This is a genomic window from Bradyrhizobium sp. 6(2017) (assembly GCF_011058295.2).
In the GTDB taxonomy this organism is placed as follows: domain Bacteria; phylum Pseudomonadota; class Alphaproteobacteria; order Rhizobiales; family Xanthobacteraceae; genus Bradyrhizobium; species Bradyrhizobium septentrionale.
This window is the reverse complement of the sequence record NZ_CP049289.2, coordinates 9335460-9360272: the sequence shown is the minus strand read 5'-3', so window position 1 is coordinate 9360272 and position 24813 is coordinate 9335460. Positions and strand designations below refer to the sequence as shown.

Annotated in this window: 22 protein-coding genes and 2 pseudogenes; 14 read left to right on the top strand and 10 right to left on the bottom strand. The window is 55.6% G+C overall.

The window, feature by feature from the left end; all coding sequences use genetic code 11:
• Positions 1 to 134: 134 nt before the first annotated feature.
• From G6P99_RS44490 to G6P99_RS44480, 3 genes are read right to left on the bottom strand one after another with little or no spacing between them, the layout of a single operon-like run.
• On the bottom strand, positions 135 to 1844 hold the full coding sequence (locus tag G6P99_RS44490; protein ID WP_165126588.1) for a P-loop NTPase fold protein: 1710 nt from the start codon (positions 1842 to 1844) through the stop codon (positions 135 to 137).
• Positions 1845 to 1895: 51 nt separating this feature from the next.
• Entirely contained in the window at positions 1896 to 2855 is a 960-nt protein-coding gene (locus tag G6P99_RS44485) for a hypothetical protein (RefSeq protein ID WP_165126585.1), read from the bottom strand.
• Entirely contained in the window at positions 2839 to 4332 is a 1494-nt protein-coding gene (locus G6P99_RS44480; protein ID WP_246709420.1) for an N-6 DNA methylase, read from the bottom strand. Before G6P99_RS44480 ends, G6P99_RS44485 begins: the two co-directional genes overlap by 17 nt.
• Before the next feature lie 625 nt (positions 4333 to 4957).
• Between G6P99_RS44480 and G6P99_RS44475 the strand changes: the two genes are divergently transcribed.
• The 4 genes and pseudogenes from G6P99_RS44475 to G6P99_RS47955 form a co-directional block, all read left to right on the top strand.
• The gene (locus G6P99_RS44475) at positions 4958 to 5104 is read left to right on the top strand and encodes a hypothetical protein (RefSeq protein ID WP_246709419.1); all 147 of its coding nucleotides are present in this window, start codon (positions 4958 to 4960) and stop codon (positions 5102 to 5104) included.
• A 292-nt stretch (positions 5105 to 5396) separates the two neighbouring features.
• The gene (locus tag G6P99_RS44470) at positions 5397 to 6431 is read left to right on the top strand and encodes an SIR2 family protein (RefSeq protein ID WP_165126582.1); all 1035 of its coding nucleotides are present in this window, start codon (positions 5397 to 5399) and stop codon (positions 6429 to 6431) included.
• Positions 6418 to 8283, top strand: a complete 1866-nt coding sequence (locus tag G6P99_RS44465; protein WP_165126579.1) for an ATP-binding protein — start codon at positions 6418 to 6420, stop codon at positions 8281 to 8283. The genes G6P99_RS44470 and G6P99_RS44465 overlap by 14 nt, the downstream gene beginning before the upstream one ends.
• A gap of 387 nt (positions 8284 to 8670) precedes the next feature.
• Positions 8671 to 8799 (top strand): annotated as a pseudogene (locus tag G6P99_RS47955) (IS701 family transposase); the annotation flags it as partial.
• A gap of 466 nt (positions 8800 to 9265) precedes the next feature.
• On the opposite strand, the gene G6P99_RS44455 reads toward G6P99_RS47955, so the two are convergent.
• Positions 9266 to 9583, bottom strand: a complete 318-nt coding sequence (locus G6P99_RS44455; protein WP_334261885.1) for a DUF3768 domain-containing protein — start codon at positions 9581 to 9583, stop codon at positions 9266 to 9268.
• A 155-nt stretch (positions 9584 to 9738) separates the two neighbouring features.
• On the bottom strand, positions 9739 to 9984 hold the full coding sequence (locus tag G6P99_RS44450) for a hypothetical protein (protein WP_165126573.1): 246 nt from the start codon (positions 9982 to 9984) through the stop codon (positions 9739 to 9741).
• Between the two features lie 337 nt (positions 9985 to 10321).
• Here G6P99_RS44450 and G6P99_RS44445 point away from each other — a divergent pair, with 337 nt between their 5' ends.
• The 7 genes from G6P99_RS44445 (at position 10322) to tnpC (ending at position 17246) form a co-directional block, all read left to right on the top strand.
• Positions 10322 to 11485 carry a type IV secretory system conjugative DNA transfer family protein gene (locus G6P99_RS44445; RefSeq protein WP_165126570.1) on the top strand — a complete coding sequence of 388 codons (1164 nt, stop codon included), beginning with the start codon at positions 10322 to 10324 and terminating at the stop codon, positions 11483 to 11485.
• A 619-nt stretch (positions 11486 to 12104) separates the two neighbouring features.
• Positions 12105 to 12785 (top strand): hypothetical protein, encoded by a 681-nt coding sequence (locus G6P99_RS44440; RefSeq protein WP_165126567.1) that lies wholly within the window; start codon positions 12105 to 12107, stop codon positions 12783 to 12785.
• Positions 12786 to 12800: 15 nt separating this feature from the next.
• Positions 12801 to 13205, top strand: a complete 405-nt coding sequence (locus tag G6P99_RS44435; RefSeq protein WP_165126564.1) for a hypothetical protein — start codon at positions 12801 to 12803, stop codon at positions 13203 to 13205.
• Between the two features lie 389 nt (positions 13206 to 13594).
• Positions 13595 to 14248, top strand: a complete 654-nt coding sequence (locus G6P99_RS44430) for a hypothetical protein (protein ID WP_165126561.1) — start codon at positions 13595 to 13597, stop codon at positions 14246 to 14248.
• A 645-nt stretch (positions 14249 to 14893) separates the two neighbouring features.
• Positions 14894 to 15298, top strand: a complete 405-nt coding sequence (gene tnpA, locus G6P99_RS44425) for an IS66-like element accessory protein TnpA (RefSeq protein WP_246709418.1) — start codon at positions 14894 to 14896, stop codon at positions 15296 to 15298.
• Positions 15295 to 15651: an IS66 family insertion sequence element accessory protein TnpB gene (tnpB, locus tag G6P99_RS44420; RefSeq protein WP_092304020.1), complete on the top strand. Its 357-nt coding sequence runs from the start codon at positions 15295 to 15297 to the stop codon at positions 15649 to 15651. The genes tnpA (G6P99_RS44425) and tnpB overlap by 4 nt, the downstream gene beginning before the upstream one ends.
• 122 nt (positions 15652 to 15773) lie before the next feature.
• Positions 15774 to 17246, top strand: a complete 1473-nt coding sequence (tnpC, locus tag G6P99_RS44415; RefSeq protein WP_165129196.1) for an IS66 family transposase — start codon at positions 15774 to 15776, stop codon at positions 17244 to 17246.
• Between the two features lie 452 nt (positions 17247 to 17698).
• Here tnpC and G6P99_RS44410 read toward each other — a convergent pair whose 3' ends face one another.
• The 4 genes from G6P99_RS44410 to tnpA (G6P99_RS44400) form a co-directional block, all read right to left on the bottom strand.
• Positions 17699 to 17917, bottom strand: a complete 219-nt coding sequence (locus tag G6P99_RS44410; protein ID WP_165126558.1) for a DUF3768 domain-containing protein — start codon at positions 17915 to 17917, stop codon at positions 17699 to 17701.
• A gap of 103 nt (positions 17918 to 18020) precedes the next feature.
• The gene (locus tag G6P99_RS44405) at positions 18021 to 18620 is read right to left on the bottom strand and encodes an IS256 family transposase, variant Zn-binding type (RefSeq protein ID WP_165126555.1); all 600 of its coding nucleotides are present in this window, start codon (positions 18618 to 18620) and stop codon (positions 18021 to 18023) included.
• Between the two features lie 3 nt (positions 18621 to 18623).
• Positions 18624 to 18887, bottom strand: a complete 264-nt coding sequence (locus G6P99_RS47950; RefSeq protein ID WP_422653149.1) for an IS1/IS1595 family N-terminal zinc-binding domain-containing protein — start codon at positions 18885 to 18887, stop codon at positions 18624 to 18626.
• Positions 18884 to 19339 carry an IS66-like element accessory protein TnpA gene (gene tnpA, locus G6P99_RS44400; protein ID WP_165126552.1) on the bottom strand — a complete coding sequence of 152 codons (456 nt, stop codon included), beginning with the start codon at positions 19337 to 19339 and terminating at the stop codon, positions 18884 to 18886. The genes G6P99_RS47950 and tnpA (G6P99_RS44400) overlap by 4 nt, the downstream gene beginning before the upstream one ends.
• 263 nt (positions 19340 to 19602) lie before the next feature.
• On the opposite strand from tnpA (G6P99_RS44400), the pseudogene G6P99_RS44395 reads away from it, so the two are divergent.
• From G6P99_RS44395 to G6P99_RS44385, 3 genes and pseudogenes are all read left to right on the top strand, one after another.
• Positions 19603 to 19878: pseudogene (locus G6P99_RS44395) on the top strand (DNA -binding domain-containing protein).
• Between the two features lie 130 nt (positions 19879 to 20008).
• A complete protein-coding gene (locus G6P99_RS44390) occupies positions 20009 to 20260 on the top strand; it encodes a hypothetical protein (protein WP_246709417.1) in 252 nt (83 codons plus the stop codon).
• Positions 20261 to 20919: 659 nt separating this feature from the next.
• On the top strand, positions 20920 to 22212 hold the full coding sequence (locus G6P99_RS44385) for a serine hydrolase domain-containing protein (protein WP_165126546.1): 1293 nt from the start codon (positions 20920 to 20922) through the stop codon (positions 22210 to 22212).
• Positions 22213 to 22852: 640 nt separating this feature from the next.
• Here the strand turns inward: G6P99_RS44385 and G6P99_RS44380 are convergent.
• Positions 22853 to 24616, bottom strand: a complete 1764-nt coding sequence (locus G6P99_RS44380; RefSeq protein WP_165126543.1) for a DNA methyltransferase — start codon at positions 24614 to 24616, stop codon at positions 22853 to 22855.
• Positions 24617 to 24813 lie beyond the last annotated feature (197 nt).

Sequence of the window (24813 nt, the reverse complement as noted above, 5' to 3'; positions counted from 1 at the left end):
CAACCACGTAACATTACTAGCAAGAGCGATACGGCAAGGGTGATTGAAGGATACCGCAAAACGCCGCCATACGGCGGCTTTTGCGTTGCAAAGGTGGTCTTCCGAACCCGTTGCCCTTGGAAATGAAACAACGCTCAGTCAGTGCTCTGGGGCTTGCCGGCCTCGTCGGCACCAACGGAAATACCGTAGTTCCTTACGCGACGAGCGTTAATCGGCGATTCGTTTCCAATCCTGCGAAGAGCTTCTTCCGCAGTCTTTGTTACCGTTTTCATTTTTTCGTTGGCATTGCCAATGTCTCGAAACATGAGAGCTCCATAAATTGCTCGCCGCAAATCAATGCCCCTTCTGCTCTTGAAGACCTTGTAGAAATCATCAGCGCTCAGGCTAGAGAGAAAATCGACATCCTCAGGGTTCCAACCCTTCTGAGTACCAATGCGCTCCAGGAGAATATCCGGATCAGGTTTTTCCGCAGCGGCATCGAACTTTCGTTTGAATGCCTTTATTACGTCCGGGTCCTTTATCTCTCCTCTGAATGAGGATTTGCTCAGATCCCAGAATTCAGCCCCTTCCTGACGTGCATCTACATACTGTTGTATGAGCTGGTCGGTGCTTCCCCCTCGACCCATTTCTTTCAGGAAACTGATTGTGCCCGACAAATTCAGGGGCGTGATCGCCTGTGCACATTTCGCAATCGCACCTTCCATGCCATCAAGAACAGCATCAACATTATTCTCGAATGAGTCGTGATAGGCGTCCCACGCAAGACTAAATGATCTGTCTTTATCGGACAGCTTGAATTCCCGCTCTCGCTTTTCAGCAGCTGCTTTTAGCGTAACGGCGTCGAACCGACCTTGTTCAACCCCCTGCAGAATTACCGCGTCGAATTCATCAACATGGGTAAAGCCGAACTGCTTTATCAGTGCTCGCCAACCGGCGTGCTGAGGTTTTTCAGGAGATGATTTATCGAACAGTCCTTCGTAGGGATTGAAGTTCCTGATGAATTCCAAGGACGGTGCTGAATCCGGCTGGAACTTCGCAAAGATGAACAAAGCCGCTGAATGGATCGCCTGTTGAAGCACGCGGGAATCGACACTCCTCAACTCCTCCTCAAGTCGACGCGCAAATCGCTCAATCCGTTTGATTACGCGAATATTGACGATACCAAGTCCAATGCAGTCTGCTTTGAGCCACTCCTGAAAAATCGTCGAGCTATCGATGCCCACTTCCGCTGCTTCGATTGCCGTCGGTTCGAAACGAAGTACCGTATCTGCAACTTTTTCCAGCTGCGATCGGAAATCAGCACCGGCCTCTTCTGCAAACGCCTCATCATTCATAAGTAGTACGATTTTGGAGTCCCGCTGCTCCTTCAAAAACGACACCAGTCCCAGGATATCTTTTGTCTGCAGACCGGCGCCTGCCCTCTCCAAATCATCGATACAAACGATTTGAGTGCGTACATTTATAAAGCCAAGTTTCCCAATTCCTTCCGCGAAATCGCCTACCTTAGGAATGTATTTTCCGAACTTAAAAGCACCGCGCCAATTTCCCAAGATGGTTTCAATCGAGCTCTGTAGAGTGCTCAGGTCAGCCTTTTTGCCTACCAAGTTGCTGGGGATTGAGTTTTCAAACAGCGCATACCGGACGTCTTCGAGGGAGTTCTGACCAAAGAGGGAGACGTAGGAGTATTTTGAGAGAGCCACTTTCCCCTTTCCCTGTGCTTCGTGCAAATACAGGTTCCAAGCAAAGGTTTTCCCAACACCCCACTTGCCCGTGATGCAAAGAACCTCTGGGTCCTTACTCGCCAAAAAGCGCGCAAGCTCATCAGAAAATTGTTTAATAGCCATTTGGACATCCATAGCGAACCAACTAGTGTCGCAACGCACGAAGGCTCTTTGTCAGCGTTTTAGGCGTTCCGATTCGTCAGCGGTGATTTCAGCAGCAATTCGAGCCTCGAACCCGAACGACTTGACCGGCAACGACGCTGCAATTTTCGGATCAAATAGGGGCGAGGCCGGTGACCATTCTCGCCGACGAGTTACGCTCTTCAGTTCTGGGGCACTGTACACATACCGCTCGTCGTACCGCATATAGAGCGTCTCAAAGAAGCGCTCCAGCCGCAGCGGACTGTCCGCCTTTGGAAACGTGTCCAGCACCTGACCGGCGTTGATGTCCGGGTCCACCAGAGCCAGGCACACGGCCTCGTAGCGGCTTACGTCGTCCCTGACACCGCTTCTATTCGTAAGCTCACGCAATGCATTATGAAATCGCACGATTGTCTCGACTGGCTCTCCGCTTTTCTGGATCGCGATATCGTTTTGTGCAATGACTCTGCCCGAACTGGGTGCGGCTGCCGGGGTCGTCGCAGATGCGGCGATCAAGGTATCTTGGCGATGTGCGCGCATGACGAAGAGATATCCGGTCACCATTGCCGGATAGGTAATGTGGAGATTGGTGCAATCGCCGACTGCCTCCTCCATACGATTGGTGAGATTTCTGAAGGCGCCGATAGCTCCCTTGCAGGACACGGACATCACGGGGCCGAGGCCGTCCTTCAAGATCACCACATCGACATTCTTGGTCTTCAGCCCGCCGAGAAGCGTTTGTTCGCCTCCGCCCGCGAGGGTCTCATCATACGAAAGGAGCCACTCGCCTTTTCGCTTTTGAGCACGGAACGGCGGACGAGGGGTGATCTCCTCCGGAAGAAAGCCACCTTCGAGCACGAGGCGGCACGCGACGTAATGATGCAGGGGTTTGATGTGCCGTTGACTCTGCGTAGCTTCGTCGAATGTTGCAAAAATCCTAAGAGCAGCCTGCTGGTCGACCCATTTGCAAAGACTATCAGGCGACGGAGGCATAGTGCCGCCACTGGCGCATGGTATCGATAGCTCCCTGAATGGGACGAGGGTCAAGGTTCCCGAGCGTCTTTCGAGATGGCAACACGATTTCAGTTGCTTCGCGTGGCTCCAGCTTGAGCATGCCGCCCCCGAGAGGATGGCCTTCGATCTCGCAGCTCAACTGCACAAAGTCCGATCCCCACGAAGAGAGATTTACCTTGGAGGGCACATCGGACTTTATCCGCACGCTGTGTACCGAGTTTGTACATGTGCAATTCGCGTCGTTACGTGCGAGGTTGGGCCGAACGCCCGACATGTACGACAGGAAGAAGTCGGGAACCTGCACGTCGGGAACCGAGTACCAAGGATCGCGAACGCGGCACTTGTACGCCGTCTGAGCGATCCTGGCTGCCTCGGTGTCGAGGTAACGAGTTACAGCGCTCGGAAGTTCTTTGAGCTTAGGAAGTCGAAGGAGATAGAGCGCCTCATCGGCGCGCTTCCACTTCTCAACCACAGCCTCCGTTAACCTCGAAGTCGTCAGTGCGCGACCGTTGCGTACAGTCGCGTGGAGGAACTTGGCCGGTATGCTCCATCGATCCACGTCGCTGGGACGTAGATGAAAGAAATCGTTCGCGCCACTGACGTAGCCGATCCCAATACTAGCGAGCTCTCCGAACCGCCGCGTGTCAGGTTGATCCACTAAATGCCGATAAATGTCCCGTACCTCGTCTGCAACGAGAAACGTGCGGAGGCGCCGCTTCCAAACGCCTCTCCATTCAAGAACGCTCACTCGAATAAACTGTCGCGGTGGTCGTGCCGACGGAGCGAACCTGCTCAAGATCGAGAAGCGTATTTCGTTCGTCTTGCCTCCGTGTCCATCTGTGAACAGAAGCCAGCAGTCCTCTGAAAGATCTGGGAAGAGCTTTTCACGAACCGCCACAACATGAACCGTGGCGAAGTTCTCAACCAAGTAATCCAACAGCGGAGCTGCGTACGGAGCGTGTCCGATCTCGGCCGGCACGACGAACGCCATTTTGCCTCCGGGTTTCAGCAGACCAGCGGTTGCGACCAGAAAAGGAGCCCACGAAGACGCGAGACCCGTAAAGTCGGCGCCAAGCCTGGCGCACAGCCCGAGCGCGCGAGCCCGGGTATCCCCTTTAAACGATTGATATCGGATGAACGGTGGATTGCCTGCAGCGCATTCAAAGCGCTCAGCCGTCTCAGCAGCCCAGGAGAAGAAATCGCCCTCATGCACAAGCGCCCACGGCGCCCGCGCCATCGCGGTCCCGAGCGTGTCCATGTCCTGCTCAATACCAACAGAATTGCGATGCCCGGCTATGAACCTACCGTCCCCGCACGAGGGATCGAGAAGTCGGTCGCGCTCATCCCGGACGGCCCATCGCAGGAGGGTCGAGACGATTGCGTCCGGCGTAAAATACGCGCCAGCTTCTTTTTGTGAGAGGCGTTGCACTGCAGCAGCTTCTTTATCGCGAATCACCCGGATGCTCTTCCGACTATACCTAGGGTTGGAGCACTGCCGTAGGTTTAGCCGCTGCTGTCAACGGGAGAAACGCTGTCTCTCCAGACTGCTCACAGCTTAATCGCGATGCATCACTGAATTCGGTATTATCGTGTCTGTCTCACGATCCAGTATGCCCATTTGGTCGCAAACCCGGCGAAAATTGACTAGTCCCCGGTCGCTGAGCTTAGATCGCTCATAAAGTGGTCTGCGGTCCAGCGTCAGACGTCGTGTTGTCTTCGGCGGCTCAGTTTCAGGCAACCATTCATCGCTCATCGCTTACCCCACTATCGACCGCTCACGACGGTTCGTACCATCGGTGGCGGCTCAAAGATAACGTTCACATCCCTGTTGCCGCATTGCGGGCACATGAGACGGCTCCCAAGCCTTCCGAGCGGAAAATTCCGGCCCTTGGCCCACACGAGCGTTTGCATGTCCAAGACCGCCTGGTAATGCCACGGGCGGACCCGGACCGGGCTTTCTATGTACCCCCGCACACACCCCACGCGGACGCGCCAGCTGAGCCGGTAGGCCTCCCCAGCGTCTCGATTGACATTAGAACAAAATAGGAACATGTTTCCCGCCCGTCAACACGGAATTGCACATGTCCGCCGATCCCAAGGCGACGCCGGAGCTCAATACTCTGCAGGTGGCGACCGATCAGGTGATCGCAGCATGCGACGGCGACGTGCGCGCGGCTGTCCGAGCGCCGATCGTTGCCAAGGGGATTGCTGGAGGACGAACTTCGTGACGTCTGCGCGGCAACGTCGCGAGGATACGCTCGTGGTCGAATTAAGAGCGGCTCTCAAATGAGCTAACCGACTTCGAACAGGTCGTCTTGCACGCTGCGTGGCTATATCAGAAGATCACACGGCGAGCCCGTGCTCGAAATGCCAGCCTCTTACTCTCTTTTATCCGCCTCTTCCGAAGGTTATGGGCTCACATGGAGTGGCGCGACAACTCCTGCGATGTCAGGCTCTCGGCGCCTTGTGAAGAACCAGACGTGTGGTAGCATCGATCCACAACCGGGTAAGTAATTTCCAATGGCGCGCACAATTTCAACCGAAACCAACAAGCCTGAATGCGATACCACACTTACGAAAGCTCTGCAGTCAGGGCACATAAACTTCCTATTGGGATCTGGCGCCTCGATGCCAGCGATAGCCACCGCCGGTGATATCGAAGTGAGGCTTAATAAGCTTCTCGAAACGTCAGATGACAAAGGTTTTGACGCTGAAAAACATAAGTTTCTTAGCGCGCTGCAAACATCGACAAATGCCCTTATCGCCAATTCGCGGGTGGCCGCCAATGACGCGACGTTAGATCAATACCGCCAATTTCTTACGAACCTGTCTCGTATTCTCGACGAGCGAAAGACCGAATTGCTCCCGAAGCAGATCACGATCTTTACCACGAACTACGATCTCTTCGTCGAGCGAGCTGCTGAGGGAATAAAGACATTGCGGCTCAATGACGGCTTCCTCCGCAATCCGGCGATTTCCGAGAGTTACACGTTTCAACCTGAACATTACTTCGACGTGACGTATAAGACCGGTACGCTATTCAAATATCGCTATCCAATACCGACGGTGAATCTGATCAAGCTGCATGGTTCGCTGTCCTGGCGACTTTCAGGTAGCTCGCTTTCCTATCACTCTCAACAGCGGACCATCCCCGCGGCGGGTTCGGCGGACGTGGCGGCGTTCTTAGATAGTTTTTGTCTGGTGATGCCAACGAAACAGAAATTTTCCGAGACGCTACTCACTCGCGTATACTATGACCTGCTGCGTATCTTTGCGAATGCGCTCGAAGTTGAAAATACCGTTCTAGTTTGCTTCGGTTTTTCATTTCAGGACGAACACATCGCAGACATCGTCACCAAGGCGCTTAAAAATCCGACTTTGCTCGTCTTGATCGTCTCCTATGACGATGCATCCGTCGCGGCGTACCGCGACCAATTTAGCCGCTACAACAATGTCGTGATTGTCCATCCCGAAGGAACCGACACGATCCCCTTCTCAAGTCTAAACGCCTTATTGTCGTCGGTGGTACCAAAGCTCAGTCATGAAGCCCGATAATTATCTAACCGAAGCGGTGCTACGCGTCGGCGAAGTCATTGAAGTATCAGGTCGGCGAATATTCGTTCGTGTCGATCGAAACAAGAATTTGTCTGATCTCTTCTTTGACGGTCAACTGCTCCGCAATGTTTCAGTGAATGGCTACATAGAGATCAGAAAGGGATTTCTTGCGCTAATCGGGAAAGTAGAGGGCGAAAAAACGGAGGAGGAGTACCGGGGCTCCGCGTTCGCTGCCTTTGATAAGAACCGCCGAGTGCTAACGGTGGCGCTCGTGGGCTTCATTGACAAGGATGGAAAATTCTTCGGAGGGACGCGGGAATTGCCCTTGATTGGAAATGAGGCCTTCCTCGTAACTTCCAATCGCATCCACCAAATCCATCAACTCATCTCAGAGGGCGACATCTCAGTCTCGTTCGCGAAGACTGACTACGAAGACTATCCCATGGCATTCCCAGTCGATGGACTCTTCAATAGCCACATCGCGATCTTCGGCAATACCGGGAGCGGCAAATCGAACACATTGGCTACCATTTTCGGTGCCTTCGTTGCCGAGCTTCGAAAGCGTAACGCCGAAAAGTTCGAAGAAAAATGCAAATTTCTGCTGTTCGATTTTAACGGTGAGTACACTCATCTCCAATGCATGACCGACCGAAAGACGGTCTACAATCTATCCACTCGTAAGAATACAGGCGATAGAATACCAATCTCGCACGACGATCTCTTAGACATCGAGTTGTTGGCGATCCTATCCGACGCGACAGAAAAGACACAAAAGCCGTTCTTGAGGAGAGTCTTGCGACTGTTTGATCACGTATGGGGAGATGGCACCGGAGATTACACCGAACATTTCAAAAACATTCTCCGGCAGCGGGTAACGTCCATTCTCCAAATGTCGGACAAAGTTCGCGTCGACCTGCTCTTCGATTATCTACGCGAGATATTGCCGGAAGTCGATGGCAATGGAAACCCGGTGGAACTGGCCGATGACCTTGAGTGGCACAACACGATGCAGGAATACAAGCTCAAGGGAACGCAGACATTCCTAAAATCGAGTCCGGATGAGATACCGAACACAGTCGTGTATTCCCACATTGAGACATTCGACTTCACTGATAATCTTCTATCCAACCTAATCTTCTTTATGTACCTCCAGCTAATCTCAGATGTTCTATCAAATCGAGCGCAGAATGAGCACATCGCGCCTGCAATTAACAAATTGAAGAGCAAGCGAGAAGACATCGAGCGTGTCTTCGACACGACCGGCGGCAGCGGTATCTGGCAAGAGAATTTCGTCGTGATCAACCTGCACGACGTGAACACGGAGATGAAGAAGACGATCCCGCTCGTTGTCGCAAAGAAGCAATATTCAGATCAGAAAGGTCGGTCGCAAGATTACTCGCTGTCGATCATCATTGATGAAGCGCACAATATTCTATCGACGGAATCAATTCGGGAGGCTGAAAGCTGGAAAGATTATCGCTTGGAGACGTTCGAGGAGATTGTCAAGGAGGGCCGAAAGTTCGGAGTCTTCGTTACGATTGCCAGCCAAAGGCCGAACGACATTTCAGCAACTATCACCTCTCAAGCGCACAATTATTTCATACACCGTCTTATCAACCAAAGAGATCTCGCGACGATCGCGAGCGCAGTTTCCTACATTGATCAACTCTCCGAGGAATCGATCCCATCGCTTCCGACCGGAACATGTATCTTCAGCGGCACGGCAGGTCAGATGCCGCTGAAGCTTGTTATCCCGCGGCTTGAGGGCGACCATCGTCCACAAAGCGGTACGCTTGAGTTCAGCAAGGTTGTTCCGCCCAAGCCAAAGAGGATGCGCTTACGACCGAGGTAAAGCCGAGGGAAACAAATTTGTGAGCGATGACAGCCTCAGGCGGGAGTTTCTGATCCGCGCTAATGTATCGATCCAAGCGACAGCACAGGTCATTGGAGGTTTCCCCTAGTTAGAAAAAGCCCCCGCTTGAAGCGAGCCGGACAAAGTGTGTCCGAGGTAAATCCGCTCTGTTCGGGCGCATGACAGCATTACGCTTGTCCGTCAGGCCTTGCGAAGGTGCCCACAACGGTACTCCTCCTGCTGGAGCATCTATCCGCTGCGTCTAGATGGGAGGCGGTCACGTCTTGCTTTATTAGTACTCGGTCGCGAGCATATGCGCGCTATTCGTGCCTCACAATGCGGAATTGGCTGCCGTCCGATGCCAGCATCAAGAGTCGCGCTGCCATGATCAGGGCCAGATGGGTTCCGTGAACAGGCCCACCAGCAGCTCAAGGTGGAGTTTGGGCTTGACCACTTCGAAGGTAGTCCTGGATGGGATTACATCGACATGCCTTGATGACGATGATTGCCTGCGCTTCCTCCAATCCTGCCGCCTCAAAGCAGCGGAACGGAAAAAGAATCTCAGGACCGCCACCACAACCAAGCATGCCGGCCATTATACAAGCGATCCTCGATCTCTTCGCACGCACCCCACGATGTCCTCGTGACCACTCCTAACAGGTAACATTCGCCGCGGCGAGGAGATCGACCCCTTCCGCCAACGCGATGTGATAATCAATCGGGTCGATCCAGAGCTACGCGTCATCTGGAATGGCGATGCCCTGAGCCGAGCCCTCGGGAAGACGCAATTCTGAGAAAAGAAAAACCCTCGCTCGAAGCGAGGGTCAGGACAAAAAGAACGTCTAGAGTATATCCGCTCTGTTCGGGCCGCATTGGCAGCATCACGCTGTTCGTCAGGACATATGACGATCCCCGCAATGGTGCTTCTCCAGCTTAAACATCGATCCGTTGCGCTTAGGCGGGCGGGTCACTTCTTGCTTTATCAGTACTCAGTCGCGAGCATGAGCGTGAGCACACGTAGTGTTCGTTCGGGATTGCTGGGATCTTCGGAGCCGTGCCGCATGTCCTTATCGTAGTAGTCTATCTTCCAGAAGAACTTGCGGCCGACCAGATCGAAGCTTCCGAAGTCGTGCTCGCCGTGCGGATCGTTCTCCGGGGTAAAGTCGGAGAACTTCGCCACTTGAAGAAGCGCCTCGGCCTTCACGCAGTCCGCTAGCTCCGCAACGCCGATTGTCATCATGACCTTGCCGCCGCGAAACGTGTTGCGGAACGCGTCATTGAGAAGTGCGATCCTATTCATCATCGCGCTCCTCCGCGTCTTCGCTTTTGTACGGGGACATATGACGTGCGCCGCAGTACGGACAATCATCTTCACACTGTGCGGACCAGATGTCCGTCCACTCACGACCGCATTCTGCGCAGTGGTAGTAGTTTCGAACCAGCATCGTCGGCCTCCTAGATCAGACCGGCGAGCACGAGAACCGATACGAGGGTGTTGCCGCCACACGCCTCGCAGAACCCCTGATCTTGGTCTGGTTCCATATCTGCTGTGTGGTCACAGCCCTCCGTCATACAGATGGCCGGACACACTGCATCCTTAAGGGCCGTCGCTAGCAGAAGATCGTCGAGGCTATCAAATCCGTTAAGATCGCAAAGCCTCATCAGCTTCAGCGCTTTGTTGGAAAGAGCAATGTTGGACATCGTATCCTCCTCGCTACGGGCATCCGAACCATTCGGGTGCTCGATCGCGAGGCGGAAGCCGAGCGTCCGTCACTGAGCCGGATTAGAATAAACACCCAATCGACCGTATGGACGCTCGTCGCGATGCCTCCGCCTCGCCACCGAGACCCGGACATGCATGCAGGTCCCGGATCGCGGGGCGGAACGTGTAAAGATCAAAACTCTGGGGTGATTGTCGCGGCTAACTCGAAACGAGTGGAGGCGGCAGATCGTGCCACTTCGTCACTGAGCGGACGTGACATTGAAATACCGGACACACCCTCTCGGAGGATATGTCTGAGGCGCGAGTATTGAGCGCATGCCGCTACGACTAACGCGCGTTGCTCGCGCCGACCATCGCAACATCGACTACATCTTTGGAATCAAGGACGAAGACCGCTTCTCACACATCTACATCATCGGTAAGACGGGCACCGGCAAGTCCACCTTGATCGAGACGATGGCGCTCCAGGACATTGAAAGCGGACGCGGACTTGCGCTTATCGACCCCCATGGCGATTTGGTGGAGCGCGTCGCGGCTCAAGTGCCGACGCGACGAAAATCCGACGTAATCTATTTGAACGCCAGCGATCCAACTCAACCGTACGGGTACAATCCGCTGCGCCATGTTCGCGAAGATCGCATCGCCCTTGCCGCTTCCGGCTTCATCGAGGTCTTCAAGAAGATGTGGCCGGACGCATGGGGCGTGCGCATGGAGCACATCTTGCGGAACGTGCTTATGGCACTCCTGGAGCAGCCGGAGGCGACGATGCATGACGTGCTTCGCATTTTGTCGGACCAGAAATTTCGCACGGAGATTGCGCGGAAGTTAAAGAATGAGACCGTCCGTACGTTCTTATTAAAGGAGTTCGATCGCTTTTCATTCGGCTACCGGGCAGACGGCACCGCCCCTATTCAAAACAAGGTCGGAGCCTTTCTTTCGGACCCACTCCTCAACCGGCTACTCACCGCGCCCGAGCGCGATCTCCACATCCGGCAGATCATGGATGAGGGTGGAGTGCTGCTCGTGAATCTAGCTAAGGGACAGATCGGCGAAGATAGCTCGTCGCTTCTGGGCGGCTTGCTTGTCACAACGCTCGGACTGGCGGCCTTTAGCCGAGCGGAGTTACCCGCGCATCAGCGGAGAGACTTCCACGTCTACGTTGACGAATTCCAAAACTTCACGACGCTCGCTATGGCGAACATGTTCTCGGAGCTCCGCAAGTATCGTGTCGGCTTCACTGTAGCCCATCAGTATCTGCACCAGCTTGAACCGGACGTACGCCATGCAGTCCTCGGAAATGCGGGCACGATTATCTCCTTCCGCGTGGGCGCAGAGGACGCGACGTACCTGGCGCGAGAATTTCAAGACCGATTTGACGAGATCGATCTGTTGCAACTGCCGAACTACCACATCTATCTCAAGCTTATGATCGACGGTATGCCGTCAAAACCCTTTAGCGCCGTTACAATTGAACCTTGAACTCCCGGACCTTAGGGAAAAGCTCGGTGACGAAAATTATCATCGGAGCCTTAACACTCGGCGCTATCGCGGTTCTCTGGCTTGGTGCGGAGTTGTAGGGTTTATCTTGGAGCGCCTGTCCCACATCGGTCTTTGGATACCGAAGCAAGAAACCGCCGCAATGCATAAAAAAGACCCCGCCAAATTACGGGGTCTCCATCATTCAAGGTTTATCCGTTCTCGGATGCTCTGAAGCAAGCGACCGACACCGCGCCTGACAGGAGGACGCAGATAGTCATCTCGAGTCTGATGATCGTACCAGCCGCCATAGTAAGGTGTGACGGAATGTCAGAGGCCCATACATCTAGAAGTTGGAAGAACATGAGCGTTGTGCCGGTAGAACAGATGCAACCGACCGTTTTGCAAACCGCGTTCATGACATTCTCTCCATTGCTCAAGTAGCCGCCGTTTTTTCAGGGGCTACAGAAAGCAATGGAGCGCCCTATAACAGTATCATGCTACCGCTAATCTGTCAATTCACTAGGGGCCACTCCAACTCTCCCTGCATCGATGGATACGGCGCACCAGTCTTTTTCAGGTTCTGCTATCGTGCAGCGTGATTTTGAGGGCGCTGCCTCCCGTGCGCACATCTCTCGTCGAATGGATCGTTTTGGCTGTCGTATACATCTGCACCGCCGGCGTAGCTGCCAAGCAGTGGGGGGAGCAGCGCAAGTCTCTGACCGGGCTAATAGCCATATTGGCCTTCGTCCAATTGGTTTGGTTTTTTCGAGATCGGTGGGTCGAATGGTTCAAAACCGAAGACAAGAAAGAGCAAGTGGAGCCGGCGAGCCGAACGACGCAACTACCTGGCCCAATCGGCATCCCTCGTGTTGATCCTGTCCAGGTTGCATACCCTCGGATGTTCTGGGGTACACTACCTCCTGATGGCAACCCAGCCGTCGTTTACTCTGTGACGAACGGAGGCACGCTGGGCTTAAAAAACGTGTCTGCATCAGCATGGATCATGGAGGGCCAGAACGCTCGAAAACTTGACGAGCGTTACATCGGGTATTTGGGGCAGAGCGAAACCCGTGAGGAAAGAGTTGTATTGCCATCCACGCCATATGGCCGCGGATTGTTGTGTGTCTCGTTTACTTATGCCGGCAGTACATCGGACGTGCTGCATTTTTTCCAAAGTGTCGGCGAATATGCCAAGTATGGACCGATGAGGGAGATGCAGAGATTCCGTGATCCGATTGCACAAAACAACGTATGCCAGTCCCTTGGAGCACAAGCGGCCACGTTGATCAATCAGCCATGAGGCGAGAGCTGCATCATGGATAGAGAACATATTGTTGTTAATCGCTCAAAATTCACTCAATTGACGCTGACCGCGTCAATTCTGCTTCTCTCTATTCTTACAACAACGGGCCACGCTCAGAAATTTCCGAGTTGTGTCGATGCCGCCGCCACGCAGAAGTCCAAATTAGTACTGGCTCGCTTCATTGAGCAATCCGCCCAAGCAGGCCCTGATTTCAAGGTGGTTTCGGTCGACATCGAGAAGATTTGGCCAAGAACCGCGCGCTTCGGTAACTATTCTGGTATTCTTGAATGCGAAGTGACAGCGCGCATTACGGTAATGAAGATTTCAACCGGGCAACGATTGGTAATGGGTCTGGACAAGTTTGTCTTATACTATGCGTATGATCAGAACGGCGAATTGGTCGTCGAAACGCCTTGAACCCTTACAACCCTTGGCTTTGGCGAACATGCTCTCAGAGCTACGTAGGTTCCGAGTCCGCTACACGGTGGCCCGTGAATATCCAAACCAGCTAGAGCCGGCGTACGCCACACTGAGCAACGCCGGCTCTATCAGTTCATTCCGGGTTGGTATCGAAGACGTCCCGTATCTTGTTCCCGAGACGGGTTTGGACACTGATTGAGTTCTCCCATAGCCGAGCTTTGTTATCGGTTAGATGAGGTCAACGTTGTGTGGAGATAGTTGTCGGAGCGATCGTGTCAGTCGGGGGCTGTGTTGTGGTTGGCGTTGTTGGGCGTAGCCAAGGTCGACAACATGCGCGTTGTGAGATCGGTTGCCCTCTCGCGCGTATCCGATAGAGTGCAGGTCACATGAAAGAGACAAGTCGCGAAGCAATTCGAGAGGGACGCGCCGCCCTACTCATCGAATTGCAAAAACATCATCTTCCCCGGGAATACCGACGCGGTCCAAACGGCGGTTGGCAAGGAGCCGTTGTACCAAAACCAAGTACGCTCAGTTTGTTCTCGGGGCACGATGGTCTAACTGGCCGGCTTGCGGAGAAGCTCGGCGCAGTGCTCGCGGTGGATTATCCGGATTACCTGAAAGTTGTGGGCACCTCCATCGGCGCGGGGAGTTTGGACCCACGCACCGTCCTCACCGGCCTAGCGTATGAAGCACTCCAAAGATGCGGCACATTCTCCATCACCGATGATCAGATGGATGAATTGCTCACCGATGTGGCTGGCTTCTTTGACCGCTCCACCGTCCAGCTCCGACTGTATGCTCCGGCTTTAAACCTGCATGGCCCGAGAGATGTGCCGCCGATCGCCTTCCCTGGCGGCGTAATTCTGCGCCCGATCACCGATGAAGAGTTCACGCTCTTCTACGGAGGAAATCCGATATTTCGGGGCCACGGCAGGTTGCTGAATTTTCCAGACTTCGTGTTCGTAAGGGAGATCGAAGTACCGAAAGTGATCGGAAGCTACGATGGAGTGACGGAAGACCAGATTTGGAAGCCAACTTAAGAGATATTGGACCGCTGCATGTTAGCGCTCGCATCATTCAAGTATGCGGGAGCAGTTGGATATGACGGTGTGCGTGTCACGCCTGCAGAGCTCACACTCGGATCGGCATTTGGTATGGGCCACCTCTGGGGCAACGAACACGTGCCTATGGCTCGATACGACGTCTCAGCGGAAGAGGCATCGAGGATCGAAGCCCATGCGAAGCTTTTCGAGAACATTCATCCTTCGCTGGAGATGGCATGCCAACGTCTCGTCGACTCTGCGCGTCGAGCAAAGCCGCGCGATAGCATCGTGGATGCGGTCATAGGGTTAGAGAGCATACTGCTTGTAGACATAGGAGAAAAGCAACGCTGAGAGACGCGTTTCCGATTTTCTCTCAACTATGCATCCCCCTTCCCAAGTGCCGAACGTCGAAGCGCCTTCAACACCGCGCGCGACCTCTATGACGTACGGAGCGCGATTGCCCACGGTGGCTCGCCTCAGGCAAAGGTGAAGATCGACGGTAAGGAAATCGCCTTGCACGAGGTTGCAGGTAAGCGCTGTTCAGCGGCCACCGACCGGTTGACGGGGCGATCTGCGAGTCTGCGGTTTGTTTGAACCGTTAGGCTTAGAATGGACACAGAGCATAGTGCTATCACGGAGCCGGTGAGGCGGCTTGAGGTCTTCACTGGAGCCGGCCGTCGGCGGAAGTGGAGCGACGAGGACAAGGCGCGGATTGTTGCGGAGATCGTTGCGAGCGGCGACTCGGTCTGTTCGGTAGCGCGACGGCATGGATTGTCGCCGCAGCAGTTGTTTGGCTGGCGCCGTCAGTTGCGAGAAGCTGCGGGCGGTCATTCCGAAGTGGAAGAAGTACAGTTTGTGCCGGCGGTGGTGGATGCCGTAGTGCCGGCGCCCGCTGTTGGCCGTGAGCGCAAAGCGGTGCGCTGCAAGGCCAAGACGGATTCCGGGATCATCGAGATCGAAGTTGACGGCATCACGATCCGGGCCGGTCGTGGTGCCGACCCAACAATGATTGCGTCGATCGTCCAGGCGCTGAAGGCGAGCCAGTGATCGGTCCGTCGGGTGCGGTCCGGGTGATGGTGGCGACTAAACCGGTAGACTTCCGCAAGGGAATGGAGGGGCTTGCTACCCTGGTGCGCGAGAGCATGGGGGCTGACCCATTCTCGGGAGCTGTCTATGTGTTCAGGGCCAAGCGGGCGGATCGGATCAAGCTGGTGTTCTGGGACGGAACGGGTTTGTGTCTGTTCGCCAAGAGGCTGGAGGATGGAATCTTCCGCTGGCCGAAGATCGAGGACGGTGTGATGCGTCTGTCGGCGGCGCAATTGTCGGCGCTGCTGGAGGGGCTCGACTGGCGGCTTGTGCATGAAGCACGGGCGACGCCGGCGCCAACACAAGCGGGATAGTTGTTGGCGGTGCTGCGGCGAAGTGAATCAGGAGCGTCGGACGCGTCGCCAGTTGGCGGCGAATATGCTCTGAATTGGGTGTGAGCGACGCCCTGCCTGACGATCCCGAGACGCTGAAAGCGATGCTGCTTGCGGAGCGGTGCGAGAGCGAACGGCTGCGTCAGATCATCAAGGAATTGCAGCGGCATCGGTTTGGCCGGCGGGCAGAGACGCTGCCTGAAGATCAGATGCTGCTGGGCCTAGAAGACGTCGAGCAGGTGGCAGCGTACGGCGAGACGGCGCAGGACGTCAGCGCACCTGAAGGCCGTGAGGTGCAAGCCGGTAGGCGCCGCGTCAACCGTGGCGCCTTGCCGGCGCACCTGCCGCGGATCGAAGTCGTCGTCGACATCGAGGACAAGACCTGTCCCTGCTGCCAGGGCGAGTTACATCGGATCGGCGAGGATAGAAGCGAGCGGCTGGACCTGGTCCCGGCGCAGTTCCGGATCCTCGTTACCCGGCGTCCCAAATACGCCTGCCGCGCTTGCGAGGACGGTGTCATGCAGGCGCCGGCCCCGGCCCGGTTGATCGAGGGCGGACTGCCGACCGAAGCAACCGTCGCCCAGGTTCTGGTGTCCAAATATGCCGATCACCTGCCGCTCTATCGGCAGGCTCAGATTTACGCCCGCCAGGGCATTGAGCTCGATCGTTCGACGCTGGCGGACTGGGTGGGACAAGCAGCCTTCCACCTGCGTCCGTTGCATGAGCGCCTCCTCGGCAAGCTCAGGCGACGGCCAAAGCTGTTCGCCGACGAGACGACGATGCCGGTGCTCGATCCCGGCCGAGGGCGCACCAAGACCGGTCAGCTCTGGGCCTATGCAGCGGACGACCAGCCATGGGGCGGCGCCGATCCGCCGGGCGTCGCCTATGTCTATGCTCCCGATCGCAAAGCCGACCGACCAATCGCCCATCTGGCAGGCTTCAAGGGGATCCTGCAGGTCGATGGCTATGCTGGCTATGGCAAGCTGGCCGAGCGTGGCGACGTTCAGCTTGCATTCTGCTGGTCCCACATGCGGCGTAACTTCTACGAACTCGCCGCCCCCGGTCCCGCGCCCATTGCGGGCGAGCGCTCAAGCATATCGTTCTATGCCATCGAGAAGGACATCCGTGGCCGTAGCGCCGAGGAGCGCTGTCTCGTTCGGCAACAGAAAAGCCGACCGCTGGCGGAAGCCTTCGAGCAGTGGCTCCGCGCAAAGCTCGCGTTGATCAGCCAAAAGGGCAAGCTGGCCGACGCCATCCGCTATGCGCTCTCACGCTGGGAGGGCCTGACGCGCTTTATCGATGATGGCCGTATCGAGCTCGACAACAACGCCGTAGAGCGCTCGATCCGTCCGATCACGCTCAACCGGAAAAATGCGCTGCTCGCAGGCTCCGACGGTGGTGCCGAGCACTGGGCTATCATCGCCTCCCTGGTCGAAACCTGTAAGCTGAACGATGTCGATCCGCTTGCCTGCTTGACCGACGCGCTCACCAGGATCGTCAACGGTCATCCGAATAACGAGATCGATCACCTGCTGCCGTGGGCCTATTGCCGTCACGACCTCAAAGCTGTGGCCTGAAAACAGCGCTTACGGTTGCAGTTCTGGCACGATCTCTATTGCGTGAGACATTGAGCAGGTTCATGCCTAATTCGGCCAGACCTGAATTCTTGGCGGAAGGCTTTTGGATCGCCAGGACGCTTGGGCTGTGACCCGGCTCGCATAGTTCAAGAAGTAATGTCGTAACGCTTCGTACGAATTCAGGAGTGCCGGCACAACCCCACTTTCCGCCCTTCTTCTTACAAGAAGCATGTACCGCATGAGGGGGAACGTGGAACGCAATGAGCTTGCTCCCATCACTCGCGGAGATGGCCATGCGCGCATTGTCATAACGATGGAGACTGTATCCACGTGCCAGTCGGCATTTCTTTCCGCGGCAGGCCACACGGCTTGCCGTGGCCTGCCGCGATCCTTAAAAAAACACAGGAGGACCTCTGAGCCCAACCCTTGCGAGTTGGGCCAAGAGCCGGAGGTCAGTAGTCCTCCGCGAGCATGATCGTGAGGACGCGCCTCGTCACGGCCGGATCAGCCGGATCGGGCGAGCCCCATTTGAGGTTCGCGTCGTAGCAATCGATTTTCCCGAAGATGGTTTGGCCTTCGTCATCATTGGACACTTCGAACTCCTCGAAGGAACGTACGCGCTCGGCAATCGCCATCTGCGCATGCTGCGCCAGAGCATAGATGTCGCGCATAACCAAGATCCTCCCGCCGATGAACGATGGCTTAATAGTCAAATGTGATGCTGCCCGTGCGCGAAAAGAATCGACAATACCAGTTTGAGCTGCCGCGCGTGCGTTAATCCGGCATGCACCCCGATGGCCGTTTTTGCCTTTCGGAACACCCCATCGAGCGAATGGTAGTATTTGGAATATTGAGATCAGGAAACCTTTGAAAGGTAAAAAGATACTGCAGATGTGCAGCAACTGAATCACGCGCTTGTCGCACGCGTTTGTGCGTGTATGACCACCGACCGGTCTCCGGATTTTGTGTCTTCTCTTGAAGGAACACACGGTACGTCTTGCACCTAAGTTTGAATGCATCAGAGAACGAGGCCTCGTCATTTTTTGGCAACGTTCGCACGAGCTCAAGGAGTTCGATTCCTGCGTCCAACTTCGGATTGAGCGTGAGATATCGAATCACAATCTGTTCTTGGTGAAAATGACACATCTGAACGGGTACGCCTGGAAAAAGCCGCCGTATGGCGACAAAACGACCATCGCTGACGATTGCCGAGAAAGAGAACCCCATTCTTCGAAGATGTGCGTATGCTTCTTGATATACAAATGTCGTCTCCGACGATATCTCCCGTGCATACACGTTTTCCTTCGCATGCGGATCGCGTACGACGAGCATCCACGAGAGTCCGACTTTCGTCGCGTCGATGATCGCGACCATGGTTCATGGCGTTGGAAGAATCTCTGGCAGAGTGCAGTCGTCCAACCTCCGATGAACAGTTGACTTTGAAATGTGATGCCGCCGTGCGAGTACTGACACGCGTGCGTGTTCATCGGCAAACTCTCGCCACAATGTCTCGGCTGACACACTCGTGTCGTGCACGAACTGAACACCGCAAGAACGGCAACGGTATCGCTGCGTTCCTCTAAATGTTCCGTTCTTTTTCGTTCGCGAGGAACCGCACTTTGGACAGTTTTTTATACTCATACCTTGGTTTGCGATTTTATATTGATATTGCGCGATGATACCGCACAAATAGCATCACTTCTGACTATTAAGCCGAGAACGCGACGCAGCGCGTCTCCATCAACGTCGCCATCGACCCGAGTGCGATGCCCGCTACCAAGATCGATCTCGGTGATGCCATCGCTCTTGCGTCGCCGCGCCGTCGTCGTCAACGGCGCGTCGGCCGGCTCCCGCGGTGACGCAGGCGGCCCAATCTCGACCGGAACAAACGGAGCCATGCTCGCTTCGCCGTGCTTGCAAAGCTCCTTGCGCCACCTGAACAGCTGGCTCACATGAAGCCCGGCCGCGCGAGCCACCTCGGAAACACTGGCGCCGGGCTCAAGCGATGCTGCAACAAGCCGCTCTTTCTCGTCCTGCGACCACCGGCGCCGCCGCTCGACCGATGTGATTACCTCAGTCCTCGAAATCGTCATAGCGCTTCTCCTAGGATTACCTCTAGGACCTGCAGCGATCTCGTTCGTCAAACAAGGCGGCCTTCAGTGGAGGGATACGGCGATCCTGACAAGGGATGAAGAGCGAGATGTATGGATGCGTGCGCCGTGGGATGAGGCGAAAGTTCTGCAAAGGCAGTTGCTGGCACAGGGGCCTCTCCGTCGAGCTGCATGCGTTCTGCCGTCGCGCGGTTGCGCGATGTCCCGCGTATGAGTAGGCTGAACCGGTCCATGGAGAGTTCCGAATGCAAATGCCGATACTCGATATGGCTCCGACCGATCAGAGCCTGACACCTTACGACCAAGAGCACGGCCACCTACATCCGACTACTCGACGCAGATGCAGAGGGCGCAGACTGGCGAGAGGTCGCGGAGATCGTATTGCGCGTTGATCCGAGAGCTGAGCCGGAGCGCGCCCGTCGGGCGTTGAAACCCATCTCGCCCGCGCCAAGTGGGCCGCCAACCAAGGCTACCGGCATTTGCTCCGAAAGCGGAGGGCCGAGCGTGAACTAGCAGGCTAGCGCGGGATCAGCCTCGTCAGAATGGCTTTTGCACGGGCCAGCCTACGGCTCCGAAATTGCATGATCATCGGTGCGAGCCGACCTCACATGGTGAGGGCTCCTCCCGAGGTGCAGCAAGATGGATGGTTGGATGGTGACGGTCGCCATCTTCAAGGAAGACAGCGACGACGAAGAATTCAGGCACATAACTTACGCGGTTGCGGTCACCGACCCGGCGGAAGCCGTGAAGCTGACCCTGAAAGACTGCGGCGCCAAGGCCGCAATGCTAAACTGCCCTCTCGAAGAGGAGCAGTTGCAAAGGCTCGGCGTGGAACCCGGTAAGCTGATCGTTATACACGATGACGAGATCGATCCAATCATCTCGCACCCGCGGCGTCACTAAGCGCTTGCTCGTCCGATCTCGTTCTGCCGCGTCCAGTTGATGACACGCATGTCCGGAAGCCGCCATCGAAGTGCGCGTAGCTATTCGGGCCTTGGCTGAAAGTGGCGTTTTGCCTCTCTTTAAGCGGAGCTGCATTACGACTATTTGGCACGCTGGTTGCTGAGACTTACGTGGCTTGGCTGCTATTTTGTGACCCTCATGAAAACAGCCAAGCCGTCCTTCGTACCACAAACTCGCGCGCGTGCGGCTCCCCCGCCGCCCGCGCGCCTTTCTGTGACATCGGGCTAGCGGCGCGCTGTGGAGATCATCTCGTGACCCATGAAGAGGCTTTGGAGAACGCCATAGCGGCGCTCAGACAACGGTCTGAGGGGAAGATCGAAACCGGCGCCATACTTGCTGCGATTGCGGAGCTTGTAGCGACTAGCCCGCCTCCGAAACGGAATTTCTCTTCATAGGCTAGTTCTCACGATTTGCAAAAGAAGCGTGCTGCAATGGACGAGCTCAAATTCATACCGCTTTCGAGGTCGCAATTCGCTCTGCCGATTCCCAAAAGCTCGCCGCGCTTCGAGAGCCCATTCGCGAGCGCGGAGAACCGATAGAACACTATCGTCAATTACTCACTTCATGTTGGGCAAAAACAATACACACGGGAGGAAAGCATGAAATCTGCACTAAGACTGATTGTTTTCATGATGGCTGTCGTCTTAGCCAGCGCCAGCTTTGCAGAAGCGCCAACGACCAAACCGGAAGCGGTTGGCGTCTCGCCTGATCGGCTCTTGCGAATCCGCACCGTGTTGCAAAAGGAGGTTGACGCCGATCGCATGCCCGGCGCCGTGGTCATGATCGCCCGGCGGGGCCAGTTGATCTATTCTGAAGCCATCGGTTTCCAGGATAAGCCTGCGGGCAAGCCTATGACCAGCGATGTGATCTTCCGCCTCTACTCGATGACAAAGCCACTCGCATCGGTCGCGGCTATGATGCTTGTCGAGGAAGGCAAGCTTCAGCTCACCGATCCAGTCTCCAAGTTTCTGCCGCAGTTTGCGAGGATGGAGGTGCTCGTCACCGACAAGGACGGTAAGACCAGCCGAGAGAGCGCCAAGCGTCAGATAACGATCCAAGATCTTTTCAGGCATACCGCTGGCCTCGCTTATGGTGAGTTTTCGAATGTGCCAGAACTGAAGGCAGCGTACGCCGAGGCCAAACTCTTCGATCCCGCGATCACTGCGGAATCGCGCATGATCACGCCTGAGCAATTTGTTACGGGGATCGCTAAGGCGCCATTAGTCCACGAGCCGGGTACGACGTGGGAGTACAGTATGGCCGTCGATGTGCTTGGCCGTGTTGTCGAAGTCATTTCGGGCCAGCGCCTGTCTGCCTTTCTGGACGAGCGACTTTTCCGTCCTCTCAACATGGTCGACACGGGCTTCAAGGTCCCTGAGGCAAAGTGGAGCCGCATTGCCCAGCCGTTGCCGACAAATCCGCTGACGGGTGTTCCAAACGAGACGATGCTCGACGTAAAGATCGACCCGCTAAATGACTCTGGTGGTGGAGGCGCCGTATCGACCGCTGCCGACTACCTGCGCTTCTGTCAAATGATGCTCAATGGCGGCACGCTGGACGGCCGTCGCTACCTCAGCCCAACTACCATTAAGCTGATGGCCTCGGATCATCTGGGAACCCGGCCAGGTTCGCCGGTTACACCGGGTGCTCTTCTGATGGGCGTGGAAGGTTACACGTTTGGACTTGGCTTTATGGTTCGACAGGGAGCAGGACTTGCTGGCGTACCTGGCTCCGAAGGCGAGTACATGTGGGGTGGGGCTGGTGGAACATTCTTCTGGATCGACCCCAGGGAGCAGCTCGCGGTGGTCTACATGGCGCAAACCCCGGGTGCTATCCGCCCATATTACCGACGAATGATCAAAGCGCTCGTTGCCCAAACGCTAGAGAATTGATCACACCTCAGAACGATGGTGCGGCGTGCTTCTGGTTAAGAGAAGATGTTACAATGTAACCGAGAGGTGAGCCACACCTCCGAATTGCGGACGGCGACCCACGTGCACGGTAGCATACACGACATCGCCAACGATGATGGGCTGGTCTTCGACTACGGCGTCGAGATCAAAGAAGGGGCGCCGCAGTACATCCTCGACAAGCTCGCCAGGCTGCCTAGGTACGGTAACTTGATATCTGTCGGCCTAGGGTGGTGCGCTGGCGCCCCGGATCAAGAGTAAATGTGGCTGCCTTGGACATGTGTTTTCTTGGTTCTGGTCCTTCAGCTTGCCGCGGCCCGCACCCGTCGCGACTTAAAGGAAGAGAGTGGCCGTCCTCGGGGTGGGCGAGAGATGAGTGGAATGGGTATGCGAGCAACGCAGCGAAGTTGCTTTGTTGGTCTTTCCTCGGCCGTTCTTCACATTGTGGTTACGCCATCGATTGTCTCGGAAGCGTGACTGCGGCCAGTGAATCTGCGTCCATCGCGTTGGCCATTCTGTGTTTTGTTCCAAAGGCTGACGAGAGTCGCAAGTGAATGAGCCGTAAAGCCTGTCCGCTACGACCGCGGTCGGACGCCCCCGAGCGAGGCTCTACATGGCCTGCCTAAGGCGATCTGCGGCGGCGCTTGGGTTTAGATCGCGGTTGCGGGGCCACTAAAAGCGGCTCGTCGATCGGCAGGGATTCTTGGACTTTCGATTTCCCTCCCCGAATTGGATACTTGAAAGGCGGTGACTCCCTAACCTCCGCAGGTGTCGGCGCGCGCTTAGGCTTTTTCCGATCTTCCGCTTTCGCGGCAAGTGCGACTTGCACTGTGTTCAAATTGGTTATGATCCCCAAACTTGGACCGGCAAGAAGGTCGTCCAGCGTCACGATTTGAATGCGCGGGCGGATCCCGCCCGGCAGTTCTATATTACGACCGGTCGCGGCCTCGGTCCGCATATCCTTCGACGGCTGATCGAGACAAACAAAGACTCCCATATGCGCGCCTTCGCGCTCAACTGTGCCTTTCAGCGCCCTGACCATATCTGGATTGACATTTTTTCCAGCTTTAACCGAGACAATTGCTCTGCCGTAGTCCTTGGCACCACGCAGAAAGATGATTTCTCCATCGATACCGCGATCAGCGCCCTTTCCACGCGGCTGTCCACCAACCCTGCCTACGGCCCAAAGCTGAAATTGGTATGGATCGAGGGCGGCCAATTTTCTGCCTGAGAGTTCGTCCCGAGGTATCCCGTCAACTTCATATAGCGCGTGCGGAAGCCACGTCTTGAAACGGTCTTGTATGACTTGAATAGCGAGATACGTAACATCAATCCCGATCCACCTGCGCCTCATCTTCTCGGCCGCATGAATTGCAGTGCCGCATCCGCAAAATGGATCGAGGATCAGATCACCCTCTTTGCTTGAGGTCGCTATTATTCTTTCGAGAAGTTGCAGCGGCTTTTGCGTCGGGTAATGAAGGCGCTCTTTAGCTTGCGAATTTATGGCGCTGATATCGCCCCAATCGTCGCTCACTGTGACGCCCGGCATCGTATCCAGGTATCGTTTGAACCGAGGAACTGCGCCGGGTCTGGGCTGAACAATGAGCCCTTTCGATATCAGATCGTTCATTTTCTCGCGGGAGTAGCGCCAGTACCGCGTCACCCCCATAACCTCGTATGAAGGATTGCCCTTGGCTGCGCCGCCCGGACCGGTGATGTTGTCGAGCTGGTACGCTCTGCCGTCAGGGTCTCTTAGACCATATTTCTTCGCGATATAGGCCTCGTCATACGCAGCGAATTGCTGAGTGAAAGTCGCCGTGGCGGACGCATCCTTGCGATAAACCAACAGCACGTCTCGCACGCGAGGGTAGTGTGTCGCTCCCTGCGCGTAATCTGATTTGGCCGTTGTTCGCTTCCAACTGATTTCGTTGATATAGCCTTGGCCCTCAAACACGCAATCCAAAAGCATTTTGAGGTAGTGGCTGTTGCTTGGGTCGCAGTGCAAATAGAGCGTAGCAGTAGGTTTCATCACGCGGCGCATTTGAAGCAGCCGTGGCGCCATCATGGCGAGATAAGCCATTACATCGCCTTCCTTCAAAAAGGTGCGGCGAAGTGCGTCCAGAAGCATAAAGGTGTCTAGGTCCAGCGTTCGAACGTGATCGAGAGCGCGCTCTGCGCCATTCTCCCAAGTCCATGTATCGTCGAAGGCAGCAATCTGTGACGATGCGTCCTCAGCCACCGGGGAACGAAACAAGATGTTGTAGGTGGCGTTGGAATTGAACGGAGGATCAAGATACACCAAGTCAACGCTGTTCGACTCGATCCGCTGCAACCAGTCTAGGTTGTCTCCAAAATAAAGCCGATTTCTTAGACCTGATTTAGTCACGTCAGAACCCCGTCCTCATACGGGAGCGGATATTCGGATACAACCTCCAACGGTTCCCTTACGGGGGCGGGATTGGTGTCGGCATGGTTAACCCTGAGTGAACACTCATGACCAACCCCGCCTCGGTGCGCGGCAGGCGCATTTCGCGCGGCGTGCATTAGGCGACCGTGACGGCATGCATTCGGCATCTACCAGTA

Coding starts and splice junctions, on each gene's coding strand:
- G6P99_RS44490 (WP_165126588.1), bottom strand. CDS start 1,844: ATGGCTATTAAACAATTTTCTGATGAGCTTGCGCGCTTTTTGGCGAGT.
- G6P99_RS44485 (WP_165126585.1), bottom strand. CDS start 2,855: ATGCCTCCGTCGCCTGATAGTCTTTGCAAATGGGTCGACCAGCAGGCT.
- G6P99_RS44475 (WP_246709419.1), top strand. CDS start 4,958: ATGTCCGCCGATCCCAAGGCGACGCCGGAGCTCAATACTCTGCAGGTG.
- G6P99_RS44470 (WP_165126582.1), top strand. CDS start 5,397: ATGGCGCGCACAATTTCAACCGAAACCAACAAGCCTGAATGCGATACC.
- G6P99_RS44465 (WP_165126579.1), top strand. CDS start 6,418: ATGAAGCCCGATAATTATCTAACCGAAGCGGTGCTACGCGTCGGCGAA.
- G6P99_RS44455 (WP_334261885.1), bottom strand. CDS start 9,583: ATGAATAGGATCGCACTTCTCAATGACGCGTTCCGCAACACGTTTCGC.
- G6P99_RS44450 (WP_165126573.1), bottom strand. CDS start 9,984: ATGTCCAACATTGCTCTTTCCAACAAAGCGCTGAAGCTGATGAGGCTT.
- G6P99_RS44445 (WP_165126570.1), top strand. CDS start 10,322: ATGCCGCTACGACTAACGCGCGTTGCTCGCGCCGACCATCGCAACATC.
- G6P99_RS44435 (WP_165126564.1), top strand. CDS start 12,801: ATGGATAGAGAACATATTGTTGTTAATCGCTCAAAATTCACTCAATTG.
- G6P99_RS44430 (WP_165126561.1), top strand. CDS start 13,595: ATGAAAGAGACAAGTCGCGAAGCAATTCGAGAGGGACGCGCCGCCCTA.
- tnpC (WP_165129196.1), top strand. CDS start 15,774: ATGCTGCTTGCGGAGCGGTGCGAGAGCGAACGGCTGCGTCAGATCATC.
- G6P99_RS44410 (WP_165126558.1), bottom strand. CDS start 17,917: ATGCGCGACATCTATGCTCTGGCGCAGCATGCGCAGATGGCGATTGCC.
- G6P99_RS44405 (WP_165126555.1), bottom strand. CDS start 18,620: ATGGTCGCGATCATCGACGCGACGAAAGTCGGACTCTCGTGGATGCTC.
- G6P99_RS47950 (WP_422653149.1), bottom strand. CDS start 18,887: ATGAGTATAAAAAACTGTCCAAAGTGCGGTTCCTCGCGAACGAAAAAG.
- tnpA (WP_165126552.1), bottom strand. CDS start 19,339: ATGACGATTTCGAGGACTGAGGTAATCACATCGGTCGAGCGGCGGCGC.
- G6P99_RS44390 (WP_246709417.1), top strand. CDS start 20,009: ATGGTGACGGTCGCCATCTTCAAGGAAGACAGCGACGACGAAGAATTC.
- G6P99_RS44385 (WP_165126546.1), top strand. CDS start 20,920: ATGAAATCTGCACTAAGACTGATTGTTTTCATGATGGCTGTCGTCTTA.